Annotated in this window: 25 protein-coding genes; 12 read left to right on the forward strand and 13 right to left on the reverse strand. The window is 68.6% G+C overall.

Annotated elements, in window-relative coordinates:
* Positions 1 to 42: 42 nt before the first annotated feature.
* The 11 genes from BP68_RS08840 to BP68_RS08890 all read right to left on the reverse strand — a co-directional run bounded on the left by BP68_RS08840 (position 43) and on the right by BP68_RS08890 (position 14022).
* Positions 43 to 537 carry a YbhB/YbcL family Raf kinase inhibitor-like protein gene (locus BP68_RS08840; RefSeq protein ID WP_496370752.1) on the reverse strand — a complete coding sequence of 165 codons (495 nt, stop codon included), beginning with the start codon at positions 535 to 537 and terminating at the stop codon, positions 43 to 45.
* Positions 538 to 619: 82 nt separating this feature from the next.
* Positions 620 to 2557 (reverse strand): bifunctional metallophosphatase/5'-nucleotidase, encoded by a 1938-nt coding sequence (locus BP68_RS08845; RefSeq protein WP_496370754.1) that lies wholly within the window; start codon positions 2555 to 2557, stop codon positions 620 to 622.
* Between the two features lie 171 nt (positions 2558 to 2728).
* On the reverse strand, positions 2729 to 3754 hold the full coding sequence (locus BP68_RS08850) for an ABC transporter ATP-binding protein (protein ID WP_496370756.1): 1026 nt from the start codon (positions 3752 to 3754) through the stop codon (positions 2729 to 2731).
* A complete protein-coding gene (locus tag BP68_RS08855) occupies positions 3751 to 4728 on the reverse strand; it encodes an ABC transporter ATP-binding protein (protein ID WP_496370758.1) in 978 nt (325 codons plus the stop codon). The genes BP68_RS08850 and BP68_RS08855 overlap by 4 nt, the downstream gene beginning before the upstream one ends.
* A gap of 6 nt (positions 4729 to 4734) precedes the next feature.
* Positions 4735 to 5646 (reverse strand): ABC transporter permease, encoded by a 912-nt coding sequence (locus BP68_RS08860; protein WP_496370760.1) that lies wholly within the window; start codon positions 5644 to 5646, stop codon positions 4735 to 4737.
* A gap of 71 nt (positions 5647 to 5717) precedes the next feature.
* Positions 5718 to 7307, reverse strand: a complete 1590-nt coding sequence (locus BP68_RS08865) for an ABC transporter substrate-binding protein (RefSeq protein WP_496371077.1) — start codon at positions 7305 to 7307, stop codon at positions 5718 to 5720.
* A 34-nt stretch (positions 7308 to 7341) separates the two neighbouring features.
* A complete protein-coding gene (locus BP68_RS08870) occupies positions 7342 to 8562 on the reverse strand; it encodes a M20 aminoacylase family protein (RefSeq protein WP_496370762.1) in 1221 nt (406 codons plus the stop codon).
* 1 nt (position 8563) lies between these two features.
* The gene (locus tag BP68_RS08875) at positions 8564 to 9547 is read right to left on the reverse strand and encodes an ABC transporter permease (RefSeq protein WP_496370764.1); all 984 of its coding nucleotides are present in this window, start codon (positions 9545 to 9547) and stop codon (positions 8564 to 8566) included.
* A gap of 164 nt (positions 9548 to 9711) precedes the next feature.
* Positions 9712 to 11292: an ABC transporter substrate-binding protein gene (locus BP68_RS08880; protein ID WP_496370766.1), complete on the reverse strand. Its 1581-nt coding sequence runs from the start codon at positions 11290 to 11292 to the stop codon at positions 9712 to 9714.
* A 302-nt stretch (positions 11293 to 11594) separates the two neighbouring features.
* Positions 11595 to 12788 carry a porin gene (locus BP68_RS08885; protein WP_496370768.1) on the reverse strand — a complete coding sequence of 398 codons (1194 nt, stop codon included), beginning with the start codon at positions 12786 to 12788 and terminating at the stop codon, positions 11595 to 11597.
* Positions 12789 to 12990: 202 nt separating this feature from the next.
* Positions 12991 to 14022: a porin gene (locus BP68_RS08890; protein ID WP_496370770.1), complete on the reverse strand. Its 1032-nt coding sequence runs from the start codon at positions 14020 to 14022 to the stop codon at positions 12991 to 12993.
* A 310-nt stretch (positions 14023 to 14332) separates the two neighbouring features.
* Between BP68_RS08890 and coq7 the strand changes: the two genes are divergently transcribed.
* Positions 14333 to 14950 carry a 2-polyprenyl-3-methyl-6-methoxy-1,4-benzoquinone monooxygenase gene (gene coq7 / locus BP68_RS08895; protein ID WP_496370772.1) on the forward strand — a complete coding sequence of 206 codons (618 nt, stop codon included), beginning with the start codon at positions 14333 to 14335 and terminating at the stop codon, positions 14948 to 14950.
* Positions 14951 to 14984: 34 nt separating this feature from the next.
* On the opposite strand, the gene BP68_RS08900 is transcribed toward coq7, so the two are convergent.
* Positions 14985 to 15434, reverse strand: coding sequence for an OsmC family protein (locus BP68_RS08900; RefSeq protein ID WP_496370774.1), 450 nt, complete (start codon positions 15432 to 15434; stop codon positions 14985 to 14987).
* Positions 15435 to 15741: 307 nt separating this feature from the next.
* On the opposite strand from BP68_RS08900, the gene ilvA reads away from it, so the two are divergent.
* The 3 genes from ilvA (at position 15742) to BP68_RS08915 (ending at position 18760) form a co-directional block, all read left to right on the forward strand.
* Positions 15742 to 17304, forward strand: coding sequence for a threonine ammonia-lyase, biosynthetic (ilvA, locus tag BP68_RS08905; protein WP_496370776.1), 1563 nt, complete (start codon positions 15742 to 15744; stop codon positions 17302 to 17304).
* A 65-nt stretch (positions 17305 to 17369) separates the two neighbouring features.
* Complete coding sequence (locus BP68_RS08910) at positions 17370 to 18185, forward strand: adenosylcobinamide-GDP ribazoletransferase (RefSeq protein ID WP_496370778.1); 816 nt, start codon at positions 17370 to 17372, stop codon at positions 18183 to 18185.
* Entirely contained in the window at positions 18182 to 18760 is a 579-nt protein-coding gene (locus BP68_RS08915) for a histidine phosphatase family protein (RefSeq protein WP_496370780.1), read from the forward strand. Before BP68_RS08910 ends, BP68_RS08915 begins: the two co-directional genes overlap by 4 nt.
* A 25-nt stretch (positions 18761 to 18785) precedes the next feature.
* On the opposite strand, the gene BP68_RS08920 is transcribed toward BP68_RS08915, so the two are convergent.
* Positions 18786 to 19232, reverse strand: coding sequence for a type II secretion system protein N (locus BP68_RS08920; protein ID WP_496370782.1), 447 nt, complete (start codon positions 19230 to 19232; stop codon positions 18786 to 18788).
* A 47-nt stretch (positions 19233 to 19279) separates the two neighbouring features.
* Between BP68_RS08920 and gspG the strand changes: the two genes are divergently transcribed.
* From gspG to gspN, 8 genes are all read left to right on the forward strand, one after another.
* On the forward strand, positions 19280 to 19735 hold the full coding sequence (gene gspG, locus BP68_RS08925; protein ID WP_496370784.1) for a type II secretion system major pseudopilin GspG: 456 nt from the start codon (positions 19280 to 19282) through the stop codon (positions 19733 to 19735).
* 21 nt (positions 19736 to 19756) lie between these two features.
* Positions 19757 to 20260: a pilus assembly FimT family protein gene (locus BP68_RS08930; RefSeq protein ID WP_496370786.1), complete on the forward strand. Its 504-nt coding sequence runs from the start codon at positions 19757 to 19759 to the stop codon at positions 20258 to 20260.
* Between the two features lie 2 nt (positions 20261 to 20262).
* On the forward strand, positions 20263 to 20634 hold the full coding sequence (gene gspI, locus BP68_RS08935; protein ID WP_496370788.1) for a type II secretion system minor pseudopilin GspI: 372 nt from the start codon (positions 20263 to 20265) through the stop codon (positions 20632 to 20634).
* On the forward strand, positions 20634 to 21329 hold the full coding sequence (locus BP68_RS08940; protein ID WP_496370790.1) for a prepilin-type N-terminal cleavage/methylation domain-containing protein: 696 nt from the start codon (positions 20634 to 20636) through the stop codon (positions 21327 to 21329). Before gspI ends, BP68_RS08940 begins: the two co-directional genes overlap by 1 nt.
* A 17-nt stretch (positions 21330 to 21346) precedes the next feature.
* On the forward strand, positions 21347 to 22324 hold the full coding sequence (gene gspK / locus BP68_RS08945) for a type II secretion system minor pseudopilin GspK (protein ID WP_496370792.1): 978 nt from the start codon (positions 21347 to 21349) through the stop codon (positions 22322 to 22324).
* Between the two features lie 63 nt (positions 22325 to 22387).
* Complete coding sequence (gene gspL / locus BP68_RS08950; RefSeq protein WP_496370794.1) at positions 22388 to 23620, forward strand: type II secretion system protein GspL; 1233 nt, start codon at positions 22388 to 22390, stop codon at positions 23618 to 23620.
* Entirely contained in the window at positions 23617 to 24150 is a 534-nt protein-coding gene (locus tag BP68_RS08955; RefSeq protein WP_496370796.1) for a type II secretion system protein M, read from the forward strand. Before gspL ends, BP68_RS08955 begins: the two co-directional genes overlap by 4 nt.
* Before the next feature lie 69 nt (positions 24151 to 24219).
* Positions 24220 to 24999, forward strand: a complete 780-nt coding sequence (gspN, locus tag BP68_RS08960; protein ID WP_496370798.1) for a type II secretion system protein N — start codon at positions 24220 to 24222, stop codon at positions 24997 to 24999.

A 24999-nucleotide genomic window follows, 5' to 3' on the forward strand; every position in this document is an offset into this window, starting at 1 on the left:
GTATGGATAAGCGCCAACAACTCCTAATTCAGGAGCAACCCATCACCGCCCGTAGGTGGCCGTGAACGAGGCCTTGGCCAGCGTGTTCGCGTTGACCATGAAGCCCGTGAGCGCGGCGGGCGCGTCGTCGGGCACCTCGATGCGCTCCACCGACAGCGCGTGCACCGTGAAGATGTAGCGGTGCGGCTTGTCGCCGGGCGGCGGGCACATGCCGCCCCAGGCATAGATGCCGTAGTCGTTGCGGATCTGGCGCGCGCCCGCGGGCAGGTTCGCGCCGCCCTTGGCGCCAGCGTTGGCGGGCAGTTCGGTCGCCGTCGCCGGCAGGTCGATCACGTACCAGTGCCAGAAGCCCGAGCCCGTGGGCGCGTCGGGGTCGTACACGTTCACGGCAAAGCTCTTCGTGCCCTGGGGCGCGCCGCTCCAGCGCAGCACGGGGGACTGGTTCTGGCCGGTGCAGCCGAAGCCGTCGAACTCGAAGTGCTGCGCAATGGCGCTGCCGGCGGCGATGTCGGGGCTGGTGAGTGCGAATGCGGTCATGCGTGTGGCTCCTTTTCCTTCGGTGACTAGAAACCATCAGTATGCCGCCCGGCCCCGGACATGCGCCGCCGGCGGGCCCCGTTCAGGGCCCCGTGAAGCGCTGGGTGCTGTACAGCGCGTGCGGCAGGCGGTTCAGCACGGGCAGGCCCGTGGCGGCGTCGCGTGGCTGGCGCTCGATGTAGTTGAAGAACACGTCGGCGTCGAGCACGCCGATGTCCAGCCGGCGCGCCGCGGGAACGGCCGCCAGGGTCTTGTAGCCGTCGCCGCCCGTGGCGTTGAAGCTCAGCACGAACAGCTTGTAGGTCTTGGCCGCGTCCAGCGGTTCCCACGCGCCGCTGCCGGCGTTGCGCACCTCCACACCCGACACGCGCGCGCCGAAGGCCGCGGCGGCATTCACGTCGAAGCGCAGGCCGCCCGTGTAGGGATAGGGGCCGGTGGAGCCGCCCGGGCCGTAAACGGCGTGCAGGCCGTCCTCGAGCATGGACTTCACCTCCGCACCCGTCACGTCGAGGCGGAACAGCATGTTGCCGAACGGCAGCACCTGGATAACCTGCGCGGCCGTCACCGTGCCGCTCAGCGGAATGCGCACGCCGCCGCCGCTTTGCAGCGAGATGTCGGCGCCGCCGTACTTCTGGTGCGCCTCCTCCAGGTAGGCCTGGGCGACGAGCTGCTGGATGTCCCCGCCGCGCAGGCTCACGCTGCCCTCGGCGTTGCAGGCCGCGCTGGAGCGGCCGTAGTCCACCGAGCCTTCACCACCCGGCACGCGGCGCGCGCACAGCTCCTGCGGCACCACGGCGGTCTGGGTCTTGTTGAACACCGCCACGCGGTCCTTGAAGGGCTGCAGCGCCGTGGTGGCGGCAGCGCCGGGCGCCGTCACGCGCAGGAAGCCGGCGGCGGCCACGCTGGCGTCGATGGCCTTCTTCTCGGCCTCCGTCGGCGCCTTCTTGTCGATGGTGAAGTTGTCGCCGATCAGCACATGGGGCGTGCCCGCGCATTGCGTCACCTCGCCCTTGGCGTCGAAGCTCACCTTGAGCTCGCCCACCACCTGCGCATATTCCCAGGCCTGCACCACGCAGACGTTCTTGCCGTCCTTGTCGGCCACGCGCGTGGGGTAGGCGCCGGCGGGCGTGCCCACGCCCAGGGTCTTGAGGGCGTCGGGGCCGAGCAGCGTGTGCGAGTCACCGCCCACGATCACGTCCACGCCGCTGAGCTGCGCGGCGATGCGCTGGTCGTAGGCGTAGCCGACATGGCTCATGACGATGATCTTGTCGATGCCCTGCGCCTGCAGCCGGTTGATCTCGCGCTGGGCGGCGGTGACTTCGTCCTCGAAGCGGGTGTCGGCGTCGGGGCTGGAAGAGGCCTTGGTCTTGCCGGCGATCGTCAGGCCGACGATGCCGATCTTCTGCCCGCCGCGCTCCAGCACGGTGGAGGGCTGCACATAGCCCGGCGCCTTGGCGGCGTTGAGCGCCGAGCCGGCGCCGAACTGCACGTTGGCGCTGAGCGCGGGCGTCTTGCAGCCGCCCTTGCGCAGCAGGTCCAGGAAGGCCTTGAGGCCGGAGTCGCCCTTGTCGAACTCGTGGTTGCCCAGCGTGAAGGCGTCGAAGCAGACGGTGTTCATCATCGCGGCGTCGGCCTCGCCGTCCGCGCCCGCTCGGTTGAAGTACAGCGTGCCCGTGAGCGCGTCGCCCGCGTGCAGCTTGAGCACGTTGGGGCCGGCGGCCTTGGCCAGGCTGTCGAACGCGGCCGCCACGCGGGGAAAGCCGCCCGCGTCCACGGCCACGCTGGCGGGCGCCGCGCCGCCGGCGGACAGCTTCAGCGTCTTGGACTTGGCGTCCAGTGTGGAATGGTGGTCGTTGATGTGCAGGATGGTCAGATCCAGCGGCTGGCCCTTGCCGGTGTCGGCACCGTCATCGCCGCTGCCGCCGCATGCCGCCAGTAGGCCGGCCACGGCCAATGCCATGGCCCCCTGGCGCATCCGCCGCCCTTGCGGCCTGCCGGCCCATTGCATCCACGTACCCATGTTCTCGCTCCCTGTTGAATCGTGACAAGGTGCACATGGTCGGAAACAAGGATGACAAGGCCGTGAAAGCCCCACCGCGGCGGTGCCCGCGGCACGGGCCGCAGGACGATCACATAAAGATAGCTACCAGCGCTTAATGGATAAGCGCTAGCGGCACTTTTGGCTTGAAACTCAGGCGGCCAGGGCGGCGATGGAGATGCGGCCTTCCTGCACGCCGTGGCAGGCCACGCGCGTGCCGCCGTTGTCCAGCAGCTGCGGGCGTTCGGTGCGGCAGCGCTCGTTGGCATAGGGGCAGCGCGGGTTGAAGGCGCAGCCCGGCGGCGGGTTGAGCGGGTTGGGCACCTCGCCCTGCACGGGCGTGCGTGCGCGGCCCGTGTCGTGCATCTTGGGGATCGCGTCGAGCAGCATGCGCGTGTAGGGATGGCGCGGGCTGCTGAAGAGTTGCTGCTTGTCCGCCAGCTCCACCAGGCGGCCCAGGTACATCACGCCCACCTGGTCGCTCACGTGGCGCACCACGGCCAGGTTGTGGCTGATGAACAAATAGGTCAGCTGCCGCTGGCGCTGCAGGTCCTTCATGATGTTGAGCACCTGCGCCTGCACCGAGACGTCCAGCGCGCTGGTGGGCTCGTCGCACACCAGGAACTCGGGCTCGGTGGCCAGGGCGCGCGCGATCGAGATGCGCTGGCGCTGCCCGCCCGAGAACTGGTGCGGGTACTTGACCATGTCCAGCGGCGACAGGCCCACGGACTGCAGCAGCTCGCCCACGCGGGCCTTGAGCTGCGCCTTGTCGGTGATCAGGCCGTGCTCGCGCAGCGGCTCGCCGATGATGTCCTCCACCAGCCAGCGCGGGTTCAGGCTGGCATAGGGGTCCTGGAAGATCATCTGGATGCGCTGGCGCATGGCGCGCGCGTCCTTGCCCTTGAACGCGGCATGCGCGTCCTGGCCGTCGAACGCGAAGCCCCCGCGCGTGGGCTCGTACAGGCCCACGAGCAGGCGCGCCACCGTGCTCTTGCCGCAGCCGGACTCGCCCACCAGGGCCAGGGTCTTGCCCTTCTGGATCTCGAAGCCCACGCCGTCCACCGCATGCAGCAGCGCGCGCGGCTTGCGTTCGATCACGCGGTTGAGCCAGGGGGCGGAGACGTCGAAGGTCTTGGCGAGGTCGTGCGCCTTCACCAGCGGTTGGGTCGTGCTGCTCATGCGGCCTCCTTGCCTTGCGCGTCGTGCAGCCAGCAGGCGGCCTGGGTGGCGCCGGCGGGCATCAGGTCGGGGCGCGCCACGCGGCAGCGGTCGAAGGCGCGCGGGCAGCGCGGGTTGAAGGCGCAGCCCTCGGGGATGGCGTTGAGGCGGGGCATGGCTCCGTCGATCTGGTTGAGGCGCTCACGGTCCTGCTCCATGTCGGGAATGGAGGCCATGAGGCCGGCGGTGTAGGGGTGCGCGGGCTGGTTGATGACCTCGTGCACGGGGCCGATCTCGGCCACGCGGCCCGCGTACATCACGGCCACGCGGTCGCAGGTCTCGGCGATCACGCCCATGTCGTGCGTGATGAGCATCACGGCCGCGCCGCGCGTCTTGCAGATGTTCTTGAGCAGCTGGATGATCTGCGCCTGGATGGACACGTCCAGCGCCGTCGTGGGCTCGTCGGCAACGATGAGTTGGGGCTCGGCCGCCAGCGCCAGGGCGATCACCACGCGCTGGCGCATGCCGCCCGAGAACTGGTGCGGGTAGTGGTCGATGCGCTGCTCGGCCGCGGGGATGCCCGTGTCCTTGAGCAGTTCGATCGCCCGCTGGCGCGCCTGCGCCGCGGACATGGGCAGGTGCGTCAGGATGGTTTCCACCAGCTGCTGGCCCACGGTGTACAGCGGGTTCAGCGAGGTGAGCGGGTCCTGGAAGATGGCGCCGATCTTGCGCCCGCGGATGTGGCGCATCTGCTCGTGCGGCAGGTTGTCGATGCGCTGGCCCTCCAGCAGGATCTGGCCCTCGGCCACGCGGCCCGGCGGCTCCAGCAGGCCGATGATGGAGGCGCCGGTGAGCGACTTGCCCGCGCCGGATTCGCCCACCACGCCCAGGATTTCACCCGGCGCGATGGAAAACGACACATTGTCCAGCGCGCGCAGCGTGCCGCGGCGGCCCGGGAATTCGACGACGAGGTTCTTGACTTCGAGTAGTGACATAGGCGATCAGCGCAGACGGGGGTTGAGCGCGTCGCGCAGCCAGTCACCCAGCAGGTTCACGGACAGCGCGATCAGGACCAGCATGACGCCGGGAAAGACGGTGATCCACCACTCACCGGAGAACAGGTAATCGTTGCCGACGCGGATCAGCGTGCCCAGCGACGGCGAGGTGGGCGGCGCGCCCACGCCGAGGAAGGACAGCGTGGCCTCGGTGATGATGGCGGTGGCCACCTGGATGGTGGCCAGCACCATCACCGGCCCCAGCACGTTGGGCAGCACATGCTTGCGCATGATGCGCAGGGGCGCCACGCCCGTCACGCGCGCGGCCTGCACGTATTCCTTGTTGCGCTCCACCAGCGTGGAGCCGCGCACGGTGCGCGCGTACTGCACCCAGCCGGTGAGCGAGATCGAGATGATCAGCACGCCGAAGGCCAGCGACTCGGGGGCATTGGGAAACACCGCGCGCCCCACGCCCGCGATGAGCAGCGCGATCAGGATGGCGGGGAAGGACAGCATCACGTCGCACAGGCGCATGAGCAGGCCGTCCACCCAGCCGCCGCGAAAGCCCGCCACCAGCCCCAGCGCCACGCCCACCACCACCGACAGCAGCACCGAGGCCAGGCCCACGATGAGCGAGATGCGCGCGCCGTAGATCAGCGCCGAGAGAATGTCGCGCCCCTGGTCGTCGGTGCCGAGCAGGTACTTCCAGCTGCCGTCGGCCTGCCACACGGGCGGCAGGCGCGCGTCCGACAGCTCCAGCGTGCTCAGGTCGAACGGATTGTGCGGGGCAACCCAGCCGGCAAAGATGGAGCAGATCACGCACACCAGGGCAATCAGGGCCGCGAGAATGGCCACCGGCGAGGTGCGGAAGCTGTGGGCCACGTCGCTGTCATACCAGCGCAAGAGCGTTTTTTTCATGTGCAAAGGGTCCGGGCGAGAAAGGTGAAAGGCTGCATGGAGCGGTTGCGTGCGATGTACAAAGTGTGCCGTCAGGGGCTGATGCCCATCCACTTGAAGGGCATGGTGTTGTCCGCCAGTTGCACCAGCCGGACTTTCTTGGAGACACCCCAGGCCAGCGCCTGCTGGTGCAGCGGTATGTAGGCGATGTCAGCGGCCTGCAGCAGCAGGGCCTCGCGCAGCAGCGCGTCGCGGCGGCCCTTGTCGGCCTGCGCCTGGATCTCGCGCGTGAGCGCATCCAGCCGCGGGTTGCAGTAGCCGCCCAGGTTGAACTGGCCCGCGCCCTTGCCGTCGGGGCAGGCCGTGAGCGCGCTCAGGGCGTTGTGCGCGTCGTAGGTAGAGGGCGACCAGCCCAGCAGGTAAAAGCCCGTGTCGCGGCGCAGCACGCGCGGGAAGTACTGCGCCTTGGGCTCGGCCCGCACCGTCACGCGCACCTGGATGTCGGCCAGCTGTTCGGCCACGGCGGCGCACAGGGCGGCGTCGTTCACGTAGCGGTCGTTCGGGCAGTCCAGCGTGAGCGCGAAGCCGTCGGCATAGCCCGCCTGGGCCATGAGCGCGCGCGCGCCCGTCCGGTCGTACGGCAGGCGCTTGGCATCGGGCTGGAAGCCGTTGATGCCCGGCCCCACGATCAGCGCGGCCGGCGTGGCGGCGCCGCGCATCACGCGCTTGTCGATGGCGTCGATGTCGATGGCCTGGTAGAAGGCCTGGCGCACGCGCCGGTCCTTGAACGGGTTGGCGCCGCGCACGCTGGCGTAGGGCAGTTCGTCGCTGTGCTGGTCCATGCCGAGGAACAGCGTGCGCAGCTCCGGCCCGGTGACCACGCGCGCGTTGCCAGCGGCGTTCACGCGCTCGATGTCCTGCACGGGCACGGGCTCCATCACGTCCACGCGGCCGGCCAGCAAGGCGGCCACGCGGGCGCCGTCGTCCGGCATGGGCGTGAAGACGATTTGCCGGGCATTGCTTTCGATGGTGCCCCAGTAGCTGCCGTTGCGCTCGAACACGGTGCGCTGCTGCGGCTGGCGCTCACGCAGCCGGAACGGCCCCGTGCCGTTGGCGCGCAACGCGGCCGCGTTGTCCGCGCCGCGGCGCGGGTCCACCGGCTTGGTGGCGCCATGGGTCTCGCACCAGCGGCGGCTCATCATGTAGACATGCGACAGCCGTTCGGGCAGCAGCGGCGAGGGCTCCGCGGTGTCCACCTCGAGGGTGTGCGCATCGACCACGCGCACCCGCCGCACCCCGCTCAGGTAGCCCTGCATGTCCGAACCCTGGGCCTGCGCGCGCCGCAGGGAGAACGCCGCGTCGTCGGCCGTGAACGCGCTGCCATCGTGGAAGCGCACGCCGCGGCGCAGCTCGAAGCGCCACACGGTGGGCGACTCAATGCGCCAGGCCAGGGCCAGGGCCGGTGCCAGGCTCAGGTCCTTGTTGCGGCCCACCAGGGGCTCGTACACGTTGCCGGTGAGGCCAAGCTGCAGCGATTCGTTGAGCGAGTGCGGGTCCATCGACAGCGCGTCGCCGCGGTTGGCCACGCGTATGGTATGCGCACTTGCTACCGAAACAATAGCTGTTAACGCAGACAGCATAAGCGCTGCAGCCACTTTTTGCTTCAATTTCACGCGCCGCATCTCCTGCTGTCCGCCCACGCCCGCACGCCCTGCTTCATTGCCCGGCCGCCAGCGGCATGGCCTGCTCGACCAGGCTGGCGTGCAGCGCCGCGCCCAGGGGCAGGATGTCGTCGTTGAAGTCGTAGCGGCTGTTGTGCAGCGTGCTGTTGCCCGCGCCCATGCCCTGCCCCAGGCGCATGTAGGCGCCGGGCTTGCTTTGCAGCATGAAGGAGAAGTCCTCCGCGCCCATGCTGGGCTCCAGGTCGCGCACCACGTTCTCGGCGCCCAGCAGTGCTGCGGCCACGTCGCCGGCGAAGCGGGCGTCGCTCTCGGTGTTGATGGTGGCGGGGTAGATGCGCTCGTAGCGCACGGTGGCCGTGGCGCCAAAACCCAGGGCGACGGCGTTGCACAGCTCCTTGATGCGGCGCTCCACCATGTCCTGCACGGCGGGGTCGAAAGCGCGCACGGTGCCCACCAGCGTGGCCGTGCCCGGCAGCACGCTGAAGGCCCCCAGGTCGCCGGCCTGCACGGCGCACAGGCTGATGACGGCGCTGTCGAGCGGCCGCACGTTGCGCGAGACGATGCCCTGCACGGCGGTGATGATGTGCGCCGCCACGAGCACCACATCCACCGTCTGGTAGGCATGTGCGCCATGGCCGCCGCGGCCCGTGATTTCGATGGTGATGCGGTCGGCGGCAGCCATCATGGCGCCGTAGTTGATGCCCACCGTGCCGGGCTTCATGGCCGGCCAGTTGTGCATGGCGTACACCGACTGCACGGGGAAGCGGTCAAAGAGGCCGTCCTCGATCATCACGCGCGCGCCGCCCATGCCCTCCTCGCCCGGCTGGAAGATCAGCACCGCCGTGCCGTCGAACTGGCGCGTGGCCGCCAGGTAGCGCGCCGCGCCCACCAGCATGGTGGTGTGGCCGTCATGGCCGCAGCCATGCATGAGGCCGCCCTTGCAGGACTTCCAGGCAAAGTCGTTGTGCTCGGTCATGGGCAGCGCATCCATGTCGGCGCGCAGGCCGATCATGCTGCCGCTGCTGCGCCCCTGGCCGTGGATGACACCCACCACGCCGGTGCGGCCGATGCCGTCGTGCACCTCGTCCACGCCGGCATGGTGCAGCGCCTCCTTCACCCGGGCGCTGGTGTAGACCTCTTCGAAGCCCAGTTCGGGATGCGCATGCAGGTCGCGCCGAAAGGCCGTGAGCTCGGGGTGGTACTGAGCGATGTGCGCGAAGGCGCGCCCGCCTGCCCGCAACCGCGTGGCCTGCATCTCAGTGCCCTCCGGCCTTGCCACCCACGCGCAGACGGGGGTCCACGGCGAAATACAGCAGGTCCACCACCAAGTTGATGACCACGAAGATCAGCGCGATCAGGCACAGGTAGGCGGCCATGACCGGGATGTCGGCGAACGTCACGGCCTGGATGAACAGCAGGCCCATGCCGGGCCACTGGAACACGGTCTCGGTGATGATGGCGAAGGCGATCAGGCCGCCGAGCTGCAGGCCGGTGATGGTCATCACGGGCACCAGCGTGTTCTTGAGCGCATGGCCGAAGTGGATGGCGCGGTCCGTGAGGCCGCGCGCGCGGGCGAACTTGATGTAGTCGGTACGCAGCACTTCCAGCATCTCGGCACGCACCAGGCGCATGATCAGCGTGAGCTGGAAGATGGCCAGCGTGATGGCCGGCAGCGTGATGTGGTGCCAGCCCTTGGCCGTGAGCAGGCCCGTGCTCCACCAGCCCAGCTGCACCACCTCCCCGCGCCCGAAGCTCGGGAACCAGCCCAGCGTGACCGAGAACACCAGGATGAGCAGGATGCCGATCAAGAAGGTTGGCAGCGACACGCCCAGCAGCGACAGCGTCATGAACATCTGGCTGGTGAAGGTGCCGCGTCTGAGCGCCGCATACACCCCCATGGGCACGCCGACCAGCAGGGCGATGGCGGCGGCCACCAGCGCCAGCTCCAGCGTGGCGGGGAAGCGCTCCGCGATCAGCCGCGAAACCTTGGCGCCCTGGCGCAGGCTCAGCCCGAACTCCCCCTGCGCGGCATTCACGAGGAAGTGCCAGAACTGCACGATGAACGGCTGGTCCAGCCCCAGCGCCGCACGCATTTCGGCGATCTGCTCGGGTGTGGCGTCCTGTCCCAGCAGGAAGACCACGGGGTCGCCCACGAACTGGAACAGCATGAACGAAATGAAGGCAACGGTGACCATCACGATCACAGCCTGTATGAGGCGGCGCAGGATAAAGGCAAGCATTCTCGAAGGGGCGCAGAAGGTCAGGCCATGCTAGCAGGCAAACGGGTACGGCCAAGGAGCCGCCCCCGAAAATTCAGGGAGGATTTCCCCTACAAGGAAAGGCGCGAAAGGGGCGGCCGCCATGGCACCCGCCCCATTCGCACGCTGGATGGTGGCGCTGCGTGTCAGTGGATCTTCACGCTGCGCATGTCCACGCGGTTGTCGGCGCGGTGCACCAGCTCCACCTTCTTCTTCATCGCCCAGGGAATGACCTGGTCGTACAGCGGGATGTGCGACACCGTGTCGTTGGACAGCTGCAGCGCCTCGGTCAGCATGCGGGAGCGCACGGGCGCATCGGTTTCCATCTTGATGCGGTCCACCAGATAGTCCATGCGCTCGTTGCTGTAGCGGCCCACGTTGTAGTTGCCGTCGCCGCCCGTGCCCACGCTGCGCACCAACGACTGCAGGCTGTAGAGCGCATCAAAGGTCGGCACGCCCCAGCCCAGCATGTAGATGCTGGCCTCGCTGCGCTGAATCATGGGGAAATAGGTCACCAGAGGCAGGGTGCGCAGCTTGGCCTTGACCCCGATGCGTGCCCACATGGCCGTCACGGCCTGGCAGATGGCCTCGTCGTTGATGTAGCGGTTGTTGGGACAGGCGAAGTCGACCTCGAAACCATCGGCATAGCCCGCCTCGGCCAGCAGCTTCTTGGCGCCTTCCACGTCGTAGGGCATGCGCTTGCCCACGTCCTCTGTCCATCCCGCCACCTGCGGGGCCACCAGCGTGCCGGTAGGCTTGCCCAGGCCGCGCAGAATGCTGCGCGCAAGGGTGTTGGCGTCGATCGACTGGTACAGCGCCTTGCGCACGCGCAGGTCCTTGAGCGGGTTCTTGCCCTTGACGTTGGAGCCCACGAGTTCGTCGCGGAACTGGTCCATGCCCAGGAAGATGGTGCGATTCTCCAGCCCGTCCACCACCTTGATGTCGCCGCTGGAACGCAGGCGCTGCAGATCCTGCGGCGAAGGGTCGAGCACCATATCCACCTCGCCCGACAGCAGGGCCGCGATGCGCGTGGCGGCGGACTTGATCGGCGTGTAGACGATCTCCGTCACGTTGCCCTCCATCTGGCCCCACCAGTTAGGGTTGCGCTTGAAGACCATCTTCACGTCGGGCTGCCAGGCGTCGAGGGTGTAGGGCCCCGTGCCCATGGCATTGCGGTGTGCAAAATTCTCGTCCGCACCCTTGATGTCCTTGGGTTCGACAGAGCGGTTCTTCTCGGCCCAGGCCTTGCTCATCATGCGCAGCTCGGTCATCTGGCGCAGCAGCACCGGGTTGGGCGCCTTGAGGAAGACATCGATGGTCTGCCCGTCCACCTTCACCACCTTGTCGATGCCCTGCACATAGGGCGTGTAGTTGGAGGTCTTGGCCATCGCACGCTGCAGCGAGTACACCGCGTCATCGGCCGTGAATGCCGAGCCATCTTGGAACTTCACACCCTGGCGCAACGTGAAGCGCACCTGGGTCGGGCTCACCTCACGCCACGCCGTCGCCAGCAGGGGCTCTACCGCAAACGTGCGGCTGTTGTAGGTCACCAGGCTTTCGTAGACGTAGGAATGAATGCCGTTTTGCAGCGCGTTGTTCTGCGAGTGGATGTCCCAGGTCGCAATTTCGCCCTGGCTGGCCCATTTGAAGGTTTTGGCCTGCGCAACAGGCGCTGCGACGATGGTCGACACGGCCGCGATGGACAGCAGCAAGGTGTTGAACTGCATAAGAATCCCTCGGAATCAAAAGCTGCGACTATGGCAGCAGGGCAAAGGCGCTTGGCAAAGGGATATCCCTAAAGTGGTGCAGAACCCGCGTTCCCACCCACCCGCGCGACCGAGGCTTGAGCCAAGGCAATCCCCGGCGCGCACAGGACGCGCGATTGCCGGGCTCCGCATGGGTGGCGAGCACCGTCCGCCAAGCCCCTCCGCGCCATTCGCCATCCCTGCGGCACGCACAAAAAAACCTCCCGAAGGAGGTTTTTTGGGTCTGGCTGACAGCGTGCCAACCCGTTCTGCGCCCGCAAGCGTCAGAAACGATGACGCAGGCCCGCCGTGATGCCGGTACGCGAACGCGCGCCGTTGGCGTCCAGCGCCATGCCCGCGCCACCGCTGACCTTGGTGTGGTCCAGCGCAAAGTACGCATCCGTGCGCTTGGAGAAGGCATAGTCCAGCGCCGCCACCAGGAACTTGGCCGTGCCGTTGTATGCACCCGATGCAGAGCCCGACTGCTTGCCGTGGTAGTAGTGCATGCCGATGTTAATCTGGGGAGTGACCTGGTAGCCAAAGCCCACCTTGTACATCTGGCGCTTGTCGGCATGGTTGCGCAAGGCCAGAATCGTCGCCGGATTGCTGGGATTCACCGCACCGCCGGGCACAAAGCCGCCACTGTAGGCAGCAGACCAGTAGGCACCCAGCACCGCGCTGTCGATCACGCCCGCAGCACTCAGGGGATAGTCATCCTTGCGCTTGTTTTGGCCGTAACCCAGGTTCACATACCACGGTCCCGTGCGGTACGAACCGCCCAACGTCCATGCATCCACCTTGGTGCCGCCCGGCAGTTCCGTCGTCAGATAGCCAGCGCCTGCGGAAATACCCCGATCGGAGTAACGCAGGTAGCCACCCGCGGTCTTGATGGCACCCGCAGGGTTCACACCCGCAGCGCCCGCATCGGCCACGGTATTACCCTCGTCAAAGGAGTACTGCAGCGCACCGCGAATGGGCCCCACCTCCGCCATGTACTTGATCATGTTGTTGGAGCGCGACCCCATGGACATGCCCAGTTCCGGCTTGTAGGCCTCCATGTACGGCGAATAGGGGAACGATGCGTAGGTCGTGGTCACCAGATCAAACAACAGGTTGTACTGGCGGCCCATCGTCACCCGACCGAATCCCCCCTGCAAGCCCACCCACGATTGCTGGAAATACGGCGTGGTGGGGTTCCCGTTGTCCGCCGTGAAGCGGTTCTCCAGATTCACCAAAGCCTTGAGACCTCCCCCCAGGTCCTCATTCACGTTGATGCCCCAGCGGCTCTGGGACATACCGCCACCGATCATTTCGCTGAGCGAATCATTCGCTGCCGGGCCCTGGTTATTGGTGTGACGATAGGCCACGTCAACAATCCCGTACAGCTGAACACTGCTGGTACTGGCTTGCGCATACACCATGGGCGCGGAGCAGGCCAAGGCAGCCAGCGCAATGGTTTTCTTGGAGAACAGTCGCATGAGTTGTCACTTTCTTTTCAGGATGGCAGAGGTTTTCATTCTAGAAATCACCCCCCCTCGGACAAGCTCCGTATCGCGTACCAGCCACAGTCGTTTTCCCTAGTTTGGCGTTACCCAGGCGACAACGACGGACGAAAAAAAACCGCTGCCAACGGCAGCGGTTTTTGTCTTCTCTATCCAGCTGGCTCAAGCCAGCCCGATATTAGAAGGAGTGGCGAATACCCAGTTGCACGCCTGTCTGGTTCTCGCCAGCGCCAGGACCACCGGTGCTCAGGCTCTTGGCAGCCAGACCCAGGTTGGAAGCGTCCTTGTTCTTCAGGTAAGCCACGGTGCCGTACACAGCGGTGCGCTTGGACAGGTTGTGGACATAGCCCAGGCTGATTTGGTGAGCCTTGGAGTCGATGGCCTTCTGGTCGTACAGAGCGTACTGCAGCTTGACTTCGCCGGCACCCACGGGAGCGGAAGCACCCAGAGCGTAGGCGTTGACCTTACGCTTGGAAGCGCCAGGCACGTCGTCCTTGGTCTGCTGAACGATTGCGTTCAGCTTCACAACGTTCAGGTTGTAGGAGCCAGCCACGGTCAGAGCGTTGCGGTCAACGCCGGCGGCCAGGTTACGCTGGTCGTAAGACGCAGCCACGCCCAGGGGGCCATTTTCGTAGGCAACGTAGCCACCGGTGTAACGGCCAGCCTTGCCGGACGTCTGTTCGTCAAAGCCATAACCCAGGCCAGCGGTGAAGCCGCTGAAGTTGGGGGTGTAGTAGCTGATCATGTTGCTCGAACGGATGCCGTTAGCGTCGCCGCTCGTGCCGTACCAGTTGCTCCAGCCACCGAACTGGCCGATACCGGTCTGGCCGAACACGTCGAAGGAGCTGGTCTTGCTGTAGCCAGGCGTCAGTTCACGGCCCAGGCGCACTTCACCGAAACCGCCAGCCAGTTGCACCGTGGTGCGACGCTGGAAGTTGAAGCCGGCGCTGTTGCCGCTGTCGCCGAAGATTTCGCCTTCCAGCCAGAAGCCTGCCTTCAGGCCACCACCCAGGTCTTCCACGCCGCGGAAGCCCAGACGGCTGGTTGCGTTGCCGCTGGTGCTCAGGCCATACACGCTGTCGCCAGCTGCGTTGGCGTTGTCCACATAGCCGAAGGCCGTGTCAACGATACCGAACAGCGTCACGGAGGATTGGGCCATTGCGGCGCCGGAAGCGGCCAGCACTGCCAGGGCAATCAGGGATTTTTTCATTGCGAGTTACTCCAAGGTTAAACAGAGGGCCCCGGATCGAGAGGACTTTGGAGGTGCAGCTCACGCACAGCCCCGCCGGTTCCCCGGGCCAACCTCCTGGTGGGGAAGTTGCTCCTATTGCAACAGAGCACGCTCGGTTTCGCAAAGGAATTCCCTCACAATCGGTCCAAAAGCGGGTTTTCGTTGCTGTACCGCAACATTGCCACGCCCATGGGAAAACCATCTTATTGTTGCGCTATGTGAGCGCCCGCTGCGCTATTTTTTGCGCCCGCGCATTGTTTTGTACTTTTAAACAACATCCCTACGCCGCATGGACCGACTCCTGATCGCCGCAGATAGCGCATTAAGAACGCTGTTCGCCACACCCAATGCAAGTGAGGACTCACCAGGAAAGTCTTATCCTCCCGTCGAACTGCCCCCCGAGCAACAGCGCCTGTCGGGCGCCCTGATGCGCGTCAATCACGTCGGTGAGGTGTGCGCCCAGGCCTTGTACATGGCCCAGTCCTGCGTGACGCGCGACCCCGCCCTGCGCCGCGACCTGCTGACCGCGGCCCGCGAGGAGACCGACCATCTCGCCTGGACCCGCGAGCGCCTGGACGCCCTGGGCAGCCGCCCCAGCCTGCTCAATCCACTCTGGTTCACCGGCGCCTTTGTCATCGGTCTGGCTGCTGCCCGCGTCAGCGACCGGGCCAGCCTGGGGTTCGTCGTGGAAACCGAGCGGCAGGTATCGGAGCATCTGCAGAGCCATCTGCGCCGCCTGCCCGAAGAAGACCTGCCGTCGCGCGCCATTGTTGCCCGCATGCAACAAGACGAAGAACGCCATGCGACCCAGGCCCTGGCAGCTGGCGCGGCCCCGCTTCCCCTGCCCGTGCGGCGGCTGATGAAGGCCGCCGCCAAGGTCATGACGACGACGGCCCACTATATATAGAGAGGATCCGCCAAGGCCAAGGCGATGGGGCCCTTCAGGCCTCGACGATCTCAAACCCCGTCGTGATCTGCGCCGTCTTCGCCAGCATGATGCTGGCCGAGCAGTATTTCTCGTGGCTCATGGCGATCGCACGCTCCACGGCCAGCGCCGGAATGCCGCGGCCGGTCACGGTGAATTGCATGTGGATGCGAGTGAAGACCTTGGGGTCGGTCTGCGCCCTCTCCGAGGTCAACTGCACGCTGCAGCCGCGCACATCGTGGCGCCCGCGCTTGAGGATCAGCACCACGTCATAGGCCGTGCAGCCGCCCGTGCCTGCGAGCACGGTTTCCATGGGGCGCGGCGCGAGGTTCTGCCCCCCGTTTTCGGGACGATCCGCGTCCGCGGCCCCATCCATGGCCAGTACGTGGCCACTGCCGGTCTCGGCCACAAAGCCCATGCCGGAGCGCGTGCCGGCGTTGCCGGTCCAGCTGACGGTGCATTCCATGTTGTTTTTCTCCAAAAGGTTGAGGTCTATCTGTTGCAAATAACGCACGATGGCACGATTTTGCTGCAACGCAACAAACGCCGCGCTACAATCTGCTCATGCGTTACCCGCTACGCACTGTTGGCACAGCGGGGTTCGCACCGATTGTCTCCTCCATCTCCTCAAAAGGATGGATTCAGCCCCAGGCCTTACCGCTTGGGGCTTTTTTTTGCCCCGTTCGGTCGAGGCCCGCGCCATCCTATGATGTGCGCCCGGCTTCACGCACAGATGCTCCCGTCCGCATGCGGGTACACAGCCGGTTCGCACCATGACTCAGCCCCTCACCCCCTTTGACTACCTGAAGAAAATCCTCACCGCTCGCGTGTACGACGTGGCGGTGGAGTCCGACCTGCAGCCCGCCAAGGTGCTGTCGCGCCGCTTGCACAACAAGGTGCTGCTCAAGCGCGAAGACCAGCAGCCCGTGTTCAGCTTCAAGTTGCGCGGCGCCTACAACAAGATGGCGCAGCTCTCGCCCGAGCAGCTCGCCAAGGGCGTGATCTGCGCCTCGGCCGGCAACCATGCCCAGGGCGTGGCGATGAGCGCCAGCAAGCTGGGCACGCGCGCCGTGATCGTGATGCCCACGACCACGCCCCAGGTGAAGATCGACGCGGTGAAGACGCTGGGCGGCGAGGTGGTGCTCACCGGTGAAAGCTATTCCGACGCCTACGAGCATGCCGCCCGGCTGCAAAAGGACGAGGGCCTGACCTTCGTCCACCCCTTCGACGACCCCGACGTGATCGCCGGCCAGGGCACGATCGCCATGGAGATCCTGCGCCAGCTGCAGGCGCTGGGCAACAACCGGCTGGATGCCGTGTTCGTGGCCATCGGCGGCGGCGGGCTGATCAGCGGCGTGGCCAACTACATCAAGGCCGTGCGGCCCGAGATCAAGGTCATCGGCGTGCAGATGAACGACTCCGACGCCATGACCCAGTCGGTCAAGGCCCAGGATCGGGTCGCCCTGCCCGACGTGGGCCTGTTCTCCGACGGTACGGCCGTGAAGCTCGTGGGCGAGGAAACCTTCCGCGTGGCGCAAACCCTGGTGGACGACTACGTGATCGTCGACACCGACGCCGTCTGCGCCGCGATCAAGGACATCTTCGTGGACACGCGCAGCATCGTCGAGCCCGCGGGCGCCCTCGCCGTGGCCGCCATCAAGCAGTACGTGGCCCGGCACAAGACCAAGGGCGAGACCTACGCCGCCATCCTGTGCGGCGCCAACATGAACTTTGACCGCCTGCGCTTCGTGGCCGAGCGCGCCGAGGTCGGCGAGGAGCGCGAGGCGCTGTTCGCCGTCACCATTCCCGAGGAGCGCGGCAGCTTCCGGCGCTTTTGCGAGGTGGTGGGCCAACTGCCCGGCGGTCCGCGCAACGTGACCGAGTTCAACTACCGCATCAGCCATGAAAAGCGCGCCCATGTGTTCGTGGGCCTGTCCACCAACGGGCGCGGCGAATCGGAGAAGATCGCCAAGAACTTCCAGAAGCACGGCTTTGAGTCGCTGGACCTCACGCACGACGAACTGGCCAAGGAACACCTGCGCCACCTGGTGGGCGGCCACTCGGCCCTGGCGCAGGACGAGCGCCTGATGCGCTTCACCTTCCCCGAACGGCCCGGCGCGCTGCTCAAGTTCCTGAGCCTGATGCAGCCCACCTGGAACATCTCGCTGTTCCACTACCGCAACCAGGGCGCGGACTACGGCCGCATCCTCGTGGGCATGCAGGTGCCCGCGGAAGACACGGCCCAGTTCGACGCCTTCCTGCAGGCACTGGGCTACCCCTACGTCGAGGAAACGCAGAACCCGGCCTACCGCCTGTTCCTTCAGGCCAGCGCCTGATTCAAACAAAAATGGCCTCTAGCGCTTATCCAACAAGCGCAATTAGCTATTAATTAAATAGCAAAATGCAAGCCCTGCGCCACTACCTGCTGGCCGTGCAGTTCTTCACCCGCCTGCCGGTCACGGGCCGGCTGGCCGCGTGGGTGGGTTACAGCCCCGCCATGCTGCGCGCCAGCAGCGCCCATTTCCCCGGCGTGGGCTGGCTGGTGGCGGCCGTGGCCGTGGGCAGCTATGCGGCGCTGTGGCTGGCGCTGGGCGGGGCCCATGGCTTCGCCCCCCTGGTGGCGGCCGTGGGCAGCACCATCGCCACCCTGCTGGTCACCGGCGGCTTTCACGAGGACGGCCTGGCCGACGTGGCCGACGGCCTGGGCGGCGCCTATCAGCGCGAGCGCGCGCTGGAGATCATGAAGGACTCGCGCATCGGCGCCTTCGGCGCCATGGCGCTGGTCATGGCGCTGGCCGCCAAAACGGCGCTGCTGGCGCAACTGGGCAGCCTGGGGCTGGCCGCGGCGCTGTGGGCGCTGGCGGGCGCGCATGTGCTGTCGCGGCTGTGGCCGCTGTTCATCGTGCGCGCCCTGCCCCATGTAGGCGACACCGCCACGTCCAAGAGCAAGCCGCTGGCGGACCAGATCTCCGTCCGTGCGCTGGTAGCGGCAACCCTATGGTGTTTTCCGGCCCTGGCGCTTGTGTATCAAGCGCTAGGCGCATCTGTATTGATAGCAAGCCTGCTGGGCAGCGCCCTGGGCGCCGGCTGGATGCTCTGGCGCTTCGCGCGGCGCCTGCAGGGCTTCACGGGCGATTGCCTGGGGGCCGCGCAGCAGGTAGCGGAAATCGGCTTCTACCTGGGCGCCGCCATCGCGCTGGTGCAGAGCGCGGCGTGAGCGCCCCCCGCCTGTGGCTGGTGCGCCATGCCCGCCCGCTGGGGACCGACGGCCTGTGCTACGGCCGGCTGGATGTGCCCGCCGACGCGCGGCACAGCCAGGCCGCGGCCCATGCGCTGGCGCTGGCGTTGCCGCACCACCTGGCCGCCGCATGGCATTCTCCGCTACAAAGATGCGAGCTCCTGGCGCTTGACCTGTGGGCGCTGCGGCCCGATTTAATCCTTAATCCCGAGCCCCGCATCGCCGAGATGGACTTCGGCGCCTGGGAGGGCCGCGCCTGGAACACCATCGCCCGCGCCGACATCGACGCCTGGGCCACCAACTTCAGCGACCACGCACCCGGCGGCGGCGAGCCGCTGGCAGCCATGCTGGGCCGCGTGGCGCAGGCCCTGCGCGATGCATCCAGGCGTGCGCATGGCCATGGGGGCGATGTGGTCTGGATCACGCACGCCGGCGTGGCGCGCTGCGTGCAGTGGCTGCTGGCGCACGGCGAGGCGCGCGCGCCGCTGTCCCATGAATGGCCCCGGGAGGCGCCGGGTTTCGGCGCCTGGACCACGGTGCCGCTGCTCCGCTGAAACCCGCTGAATACCGTGCGTTCGCCTACTGCGGCTTGCGCGGCATCTGCAGCGCCAGCGTGGTGTCGCCATCCACAGCCGGCCCCAGCCGCGCCTCGCCCCGGGTGAGCGACTGCAGCACCAAGCCCTGCTCCACGACCGCACCCACACGGTATGGCTTGGCCGGCTTGCCATCCACCGCGATCAGGGCCGCGCCGCCGCCACTGGCCGTGCCGGCCAGCACGCCCAGCAGCGTGAAGCGGCTGGCCGCGGCCGGAGCCTCCGCGGCCGTGGCCGCGGGGCGGGCGCCCAGCAACCGGGCGAGCGCCTGCGGGTCGGGCAACACCGGCTCGGGTGCGGCGGTCACCGGCGCCGGCCCCGCCGGGCGCGCCGAGAGCTTCAGCCCCCAATAGACCGCGCTGGCGCCGGCCAGCGCCCAAAGCGCCAGGGTGGCAAGGCGCAAGGCCCAGCGGCTGTATGTGTTTGTCGCCATTGCAGGATTATGATTGATCTGATATGTCCAATTTGAGTCGCTCCGCCATGACGCCGCCCTCCGCCCCCTCCCTCCTGCACCGCGCCCGCCGCCGCCTGGCTGCGGGCTTCACCCTGATCGAACTCATGGTGGTGCTGGTCATCATCGGCGTGCTAGCCGCGCTCATCGTGCCCAATGTGCTGGACCGCGCCGACGACGCGCGCAGCACGGCCGCGCGCACCGACATCACCAACATCATGCAGGCGCTCAAGCTCTACCGCCTGGACAACCAGCGCTATCCCACGGCCGAACAGGGCCTGCAGGCGCTGATCGCCAAGCCCACGTCCGGCCCGGTGCCGAACAACTGGCGCCCCTACCTGGAGAAGCTGCCCAACGACCCCTGGGGCCGCCCCTACCAGTACCTGAGCCCCGGCATCAAGGCCGAGGTGGACGTGATGTCCTTCGGCGCCGACGGGCAGTCCGGCGGCGAGGGCAAGGACGCCGACATCGGCAGCTGGCAGTAAGCCAACCCACATTCCCCACGCATGAAACGGGTGCACCCCAGGCCGGCGGACGCCGTGGAGCCGGCTTCGCCAGCCCCCCGGCGCCGCCCTCCCTTCCGCGCGGCGGTACAGCGGGGGTTTACGCTCCTGGAGCTGCTGGTGGTGATCTCCATCATGGCGCTGGCCACCGCGGGCGTGGGGCTGGCCCTGCGCGACAGCGGCGCCACCCAGCTGCAGCGCGAGGGCGAACGCCTGGCCGCCCTGCTGGAGTCGGCCCGCGCGCAGTCGCGGGCCTCGGGCGCGGCCGTGCGCTGGCGTGCCGATGCGCAGGGCTTTCACTTCGAGGGCCTGCCGCCCCAGAGCGCCCTGCCCAGCCGCTGGCTGGACGGCGCCACCGGCGTGCGCGGCCCGGGCGAGCTGTGGCTCGGGCCCGAGCCGCTGATCGGCCCGCAGCAGGTGGTCATCGTGAGCAGCGCCCATCCCGACCGCGCGGTGAGCGTGGCCACCGACGGCCTGCGCCCCTTCGCCGCGCAGGCGCTGCAATGAGCATGCACAGGCACACCCGTCGCGCGGCAAGCGGCTTCACGCTGGTGGAGGTGCTGGTGGCGCTGAGCATCGTGGCCATTGCGCTCATGGCGGGGCTGCAAGCCACGTCGGCCCTGACGCGCAACGCCGCGCGCCAGACCGACGTGGTGCTGGCCCACCTGTGCGCCGAAAACGAGCTGGTGAAGGTGCGCCTGTCGCGCCAGATGCCCTCGGTCGGCGACGCGCGCGTGGCGTGCGAGCAGGCGGGGCGGCGCTATGAGGTCGCGGTGATGGTCTCGCCCACGCCCAACCCGCAGTTCCGCCGCGTGGACGCGCAGGTCTTCGACGCCCAGCACCCGGTGCTGCGGCTCTCGACCATCGTGGGCCGGTACTGATGCAGCGCCTGTCTGCCCCCACCCCGGCCCGCGGCTTCACGCTGGTCGAACTGCTCGTGGCCATCGCCGTGATGGCGCTGCTGGCCATCGTGAGCTGGCGCGGCCTGGACGGCATGGTGCGCTCGCAGGAACAGACGCGCGAGCGCGCCGATGAGCTGCTGGTGCTGCAGACCGTGATGGCGCAATGGGCCGCCGACCTCGACGCGCTGCAGGCCATAGACCACACCGAGCCCATCGCCTGGGACGGCCAGGTGCTGCGCCTCACGCGCCGCGGCACGCGCCAGCCAGACGAGGGCGCGCTGGTCGTCGCCTGGGCGCGGCGCAACGTGGACGGCACCGACCGCTGGCTGCGCTGGCAGTCGCCCCCCGTGCGCACGCGCGCCGAATGGTCCGATGCCTGGCAGCGCGCGGCCCTGTGGGCGCGCACCCCCGGTGCGGCCGAGCGCCGATTGGAAACCGTGCTGATGCCGCTCGCGAACTGGCAGCTGTTCTACTACCGCGGCGGCGCCTGGACCAATGCACTGTCCACCCCCGCCGGCGCCAACCAGCCCCAGTCGGCGGGCGGGCTGAGCAGCGCCGCGGCCAGCGTCCCCGAGGGCGTGCGCGTGCAGCTCACGCTGCCGCAGGGCGGCACGCTGTCCGGCGTGGTCACGCGGGACTGGGCCAGCCCGCTGCTGGGGGGCGGCAAATCATGAGGCGCATGCCGGCCTTCATGCGAACCCGCGCGCGCAGCGCGGGCGCGGCGCTGCTGGCGGCCATGCTCACCGTCACGCTGGTGGCCACGTTCGCGGCGGCAGCCATGTGGCAGCAATGGCGCGCCATAGAGGTCGAGACGGCCGAGCGCGCACGCATCCAGTCGGCCTGGATCCTCATCGGTGCGCTGGACTGGTCGCGCCTGATCCTGCGCGAGGACTCGATCGCACGCAACGGCGACGGCACGGACAACCTGACCGAGCCCTGGTCCGTGCCGCTAGAGGAAGCGCGCCTGTCCACCTTCCTCGCTGCCAACCGCAACGTGGCCCAGGCAGAGGACGCCAGCACCGACACCGCCAATGCCTTCCTCTCCGGCCAGATCACCGACCAGCAGGCGCTGCTGAACCTGCGCAACCTGGTGAAAGACGGTAAGGTGGATGGCACGGCGCTGCGCCAGTTTGCGCGCCTGTTCGAATACCTGGGACTGCCGCGCCAGCAGGTGGACACGCTGGCGCGCCAGATGCTGCGCGCCCAGGTCCAGGACGGCGACCCAGCCGCCGCGCCGCTGCTGCCGCAGACCGTTGCCCAGCTCGGCTGGTGGGGCCTGCCGCAGCAGACGGTGGCCGCGCTCACGCCCTACGTCACGCTGCTGCCCGTGCACACGCGGGTCAACCTCAACACCGCCAGCGCTGTCGTGCTGTGGGCAAGCGTCGACGGCCTGGACATGGCCGAGGCGCAGCGCCTGGTGCAGGCGCGCGACACGCGCCACTTCCGCAGCGAGACCGACGCCTCGCAGCTCATCAGCAACCCCGGCCGCATCACGGCCGCCACGCACACGGTGGCGTCCAACTATTTCGAGGTGCGCGGGCGGCTGCGCCTGGACTCGGCCGTGGTCGAGGAGCGCTCCCTGGTCTTCAAGCAGCGCGGCGAGGCGCGCACCCTGTGGCGCGAGCGCGGCGGCCTGGTGCCCAGTGCGGCCGAAGCACCGCAACGCTGACCCATGCGGGCTGCGTGGCCAAGCGTCACATCCAGCCCCTAAAATGCCCCGCGAGACCCATTCATGAGCACCCTCGTACTAACCTTGCCCCTGGGCTCGTCGGCGACTGCCGCCGAATACGGCTACACGCTGACGGCCGACGGGCACAACGCCATCCGCCAGGCCAGCGCCCCCGCAGCCCTGCTGCCCGACCCCGGCCGCGCGGGCGAAGTCGTGGCCGTCGTGCCCGCGCGTGCGCTGTCGTGGCAGCGCGTGACGCTGCCGCAAGGCTCCACCTCGCAGGCGCCGCGGCTGCGCGCCATTCTGGAAGGCCTGCTGGAAGAGCTGTTGCTCGACGACCCCGCGCAGCTGCATTTCGCGCTGCAGCCCGGCTTTCACGCCGGCAGCCCCGCATGGGTGGCCGTGTGCGACCGCGCCTGGCTGCGCGATGCACTGCAGGCGCTGGAGGCCGCAGGCCGCCCCGTAGACCGCGTGGTGCCCGAATTCGCCCCCGGCCCCACGGCCAGCGGGCAAGAGGAATGCACGGTGCTCGGCACGCCCGAGGACGGGCAGATCGTGCTCACCGGCCATGGCCCGCAGCAGGCCGTGGCCGTGCTGCCGCTGGGTGCCGCCGCCACCTGGGCCGCCACAGCCCCCGCCGCCGAAGACGCGCCCCCCGTGCGCGCCGAGCCCGCCGTGGCGGCTCTGGCCGAACGCCTGCTGGGACGCCCCGTGGAGCTGCACACCGCCAGCCAGCGCGCCCTGGCCGCCGCACGCGGCGACTGGGACCTGGCGCAGTTCGACCTGGCCAGCAGCGGCCGCACGCGCGTGCTGCGCAAGCTGGGCAGCGGCGCCAACGCCTTCCTGCGCGCGCCCCAGTGGCGCGCCGCGCGCTGGGCACTGGTGCTGGCCGTGGCCGTGCAGGTGGTCGGCCTGAACCTGTGGGCCTGGCAGGACCGCCAGGCGCTCGCGGCCAAGCAGGCCGGCGTGCGCAATGCGCTCACGCAGACCTTCCCCCACATCCGGGCCGTCGTCGATGCGCCGGTGCAGATGGAGCGCGAACTGGCCCAGTTGCGCCAGGCGGCGGGCAGCGTCTCGCCACGCGACCTGGAGTCACTGCTGGCCGCCGCCGGTGCCGCCCTGCCCGAGGCACGCATGCCCACCCAGATCGAATACGCCAGCGGAGAGCTGCGCCTGCGCGGCATGGAGGTCGCGCCCGAGGCACTCACGGCCATGAACCAGCGCCTGGCGGCCGACGGCTTTGCCGCGCGCCAGCAAGATGGCGCCCTGCTGGTGCGTGCGGAGGGCCGCCCATGAGCACGCGCACCGCCCCGAATCCCCGCGCCCTGACCGCCGCGCTGCGCGAGCGCTGGGCCGCCCTGGCGCCGCGCGAGCGCACCCTGCTGCTGGCGGCGGCCACCGTCGTCGGCCTGGCCCTGCTGTGGTGGGGGCTTCTGGCGCCCGCGCTGCAGACGCTGCGCGGCTCCGCCGCGCGCCATGCCGCGCTGGATGCGCAGCTGCAACACATGCAGACCCTGCAGGCCGAGGCCCTGCAGCTCAAGGACGTACCGCGCCCGCAAAGCGGCGAGGCCCTGCGCACGCTGCAGGGCTCGCTGGCACAGCAACTGGGCGCGGGCGCGCAGATCGCCGCCGCCGGCGACCGTGCCACCGTCACGCTCAAGGGCGTGCCGGCCGAGGCGCTGGCGCAGTGGCTGAGCCAGGCGCGCAGCACGGCCCGCGCCGTGCCGGTGGAGGCCCGGCTGGTGCGCAGCGCCACCGGCGCGAACGGCGCGAATGCCGGCGCGCGCTGGGACGGCACGCTGGTGCTGGCCCTGCCCTCCAACTGAACCCTCTACCCACCCACACCCTGACCGGACTTGCCCGCCGTGCCTCGCCCATCTCGTTCCACTTCGCCCATGGCCCCGCCCCGCGCCCCCTGGCGCTGGGCGGTCGCCGGCCTGTGCCTGGGCGCGCTGCCCGCACTGCTGCTGTGGGCGCCGGCGCGCTGGCTGGCCACCGGCGTGGAGCAGGCCAGCGGCGGCCAGTTGCAGCTGCAGGACGCGCGCGGCACGGTCTGGAGCGGATCGGCCCGGCTGGTGCTGGCGGGCGGCGCAGGCAGCCGCGACCAGGCGGCCCTGCCCGGCCGGCTGCAGTGGCAGCTGCGCCCGACATGGACCGGCGCCCAGGCACGCATCACGGCCGACTGCTGCACGCCGGCCGCCCCTGTGCAACTGCGCGCGGCCCTGGGCCTGGGCGCGGTGCGCGTGCAAGTGGCCGACGGCCAGAGCCAGTGGCCCGCGGCCGTGCTCAGCGGCCTGGGCACGCCCTGGAACACGGTCCAGCCCCAGGGGCGGCTGCAGCTCTCCACCAGCGGATTGGCGCTGGAATGGGCCTCGGGCCGGATGCTGATGCACGGACAGGCGCAACTGGACGCACTGGGCATGTCTTCCCGGCTGTCCACGCTGCGGCCCATGGGCAGCTACCGCCTGCTGCTGCAGGGCGGCAGCGCGCCCACGCTGCAGCTGTCCACGCTGGACGGCGCGCTGCTACTGTCCGGCAACGGCCAGTGGGTGGGGCAGCGCCTGCGCTTCACCGGCGAGGCCAGCGCCGCGCCCGAACGCGAGGCGGCGCTGGCCAATCTTTTGAATATCATCGGAAAGCGCAGCGGTGCGCGTTCCATCATCACCGTGGGGTGA

Source organism: Diaphorobacter oryzae DSM 22780, assembly GCF_059568935.1.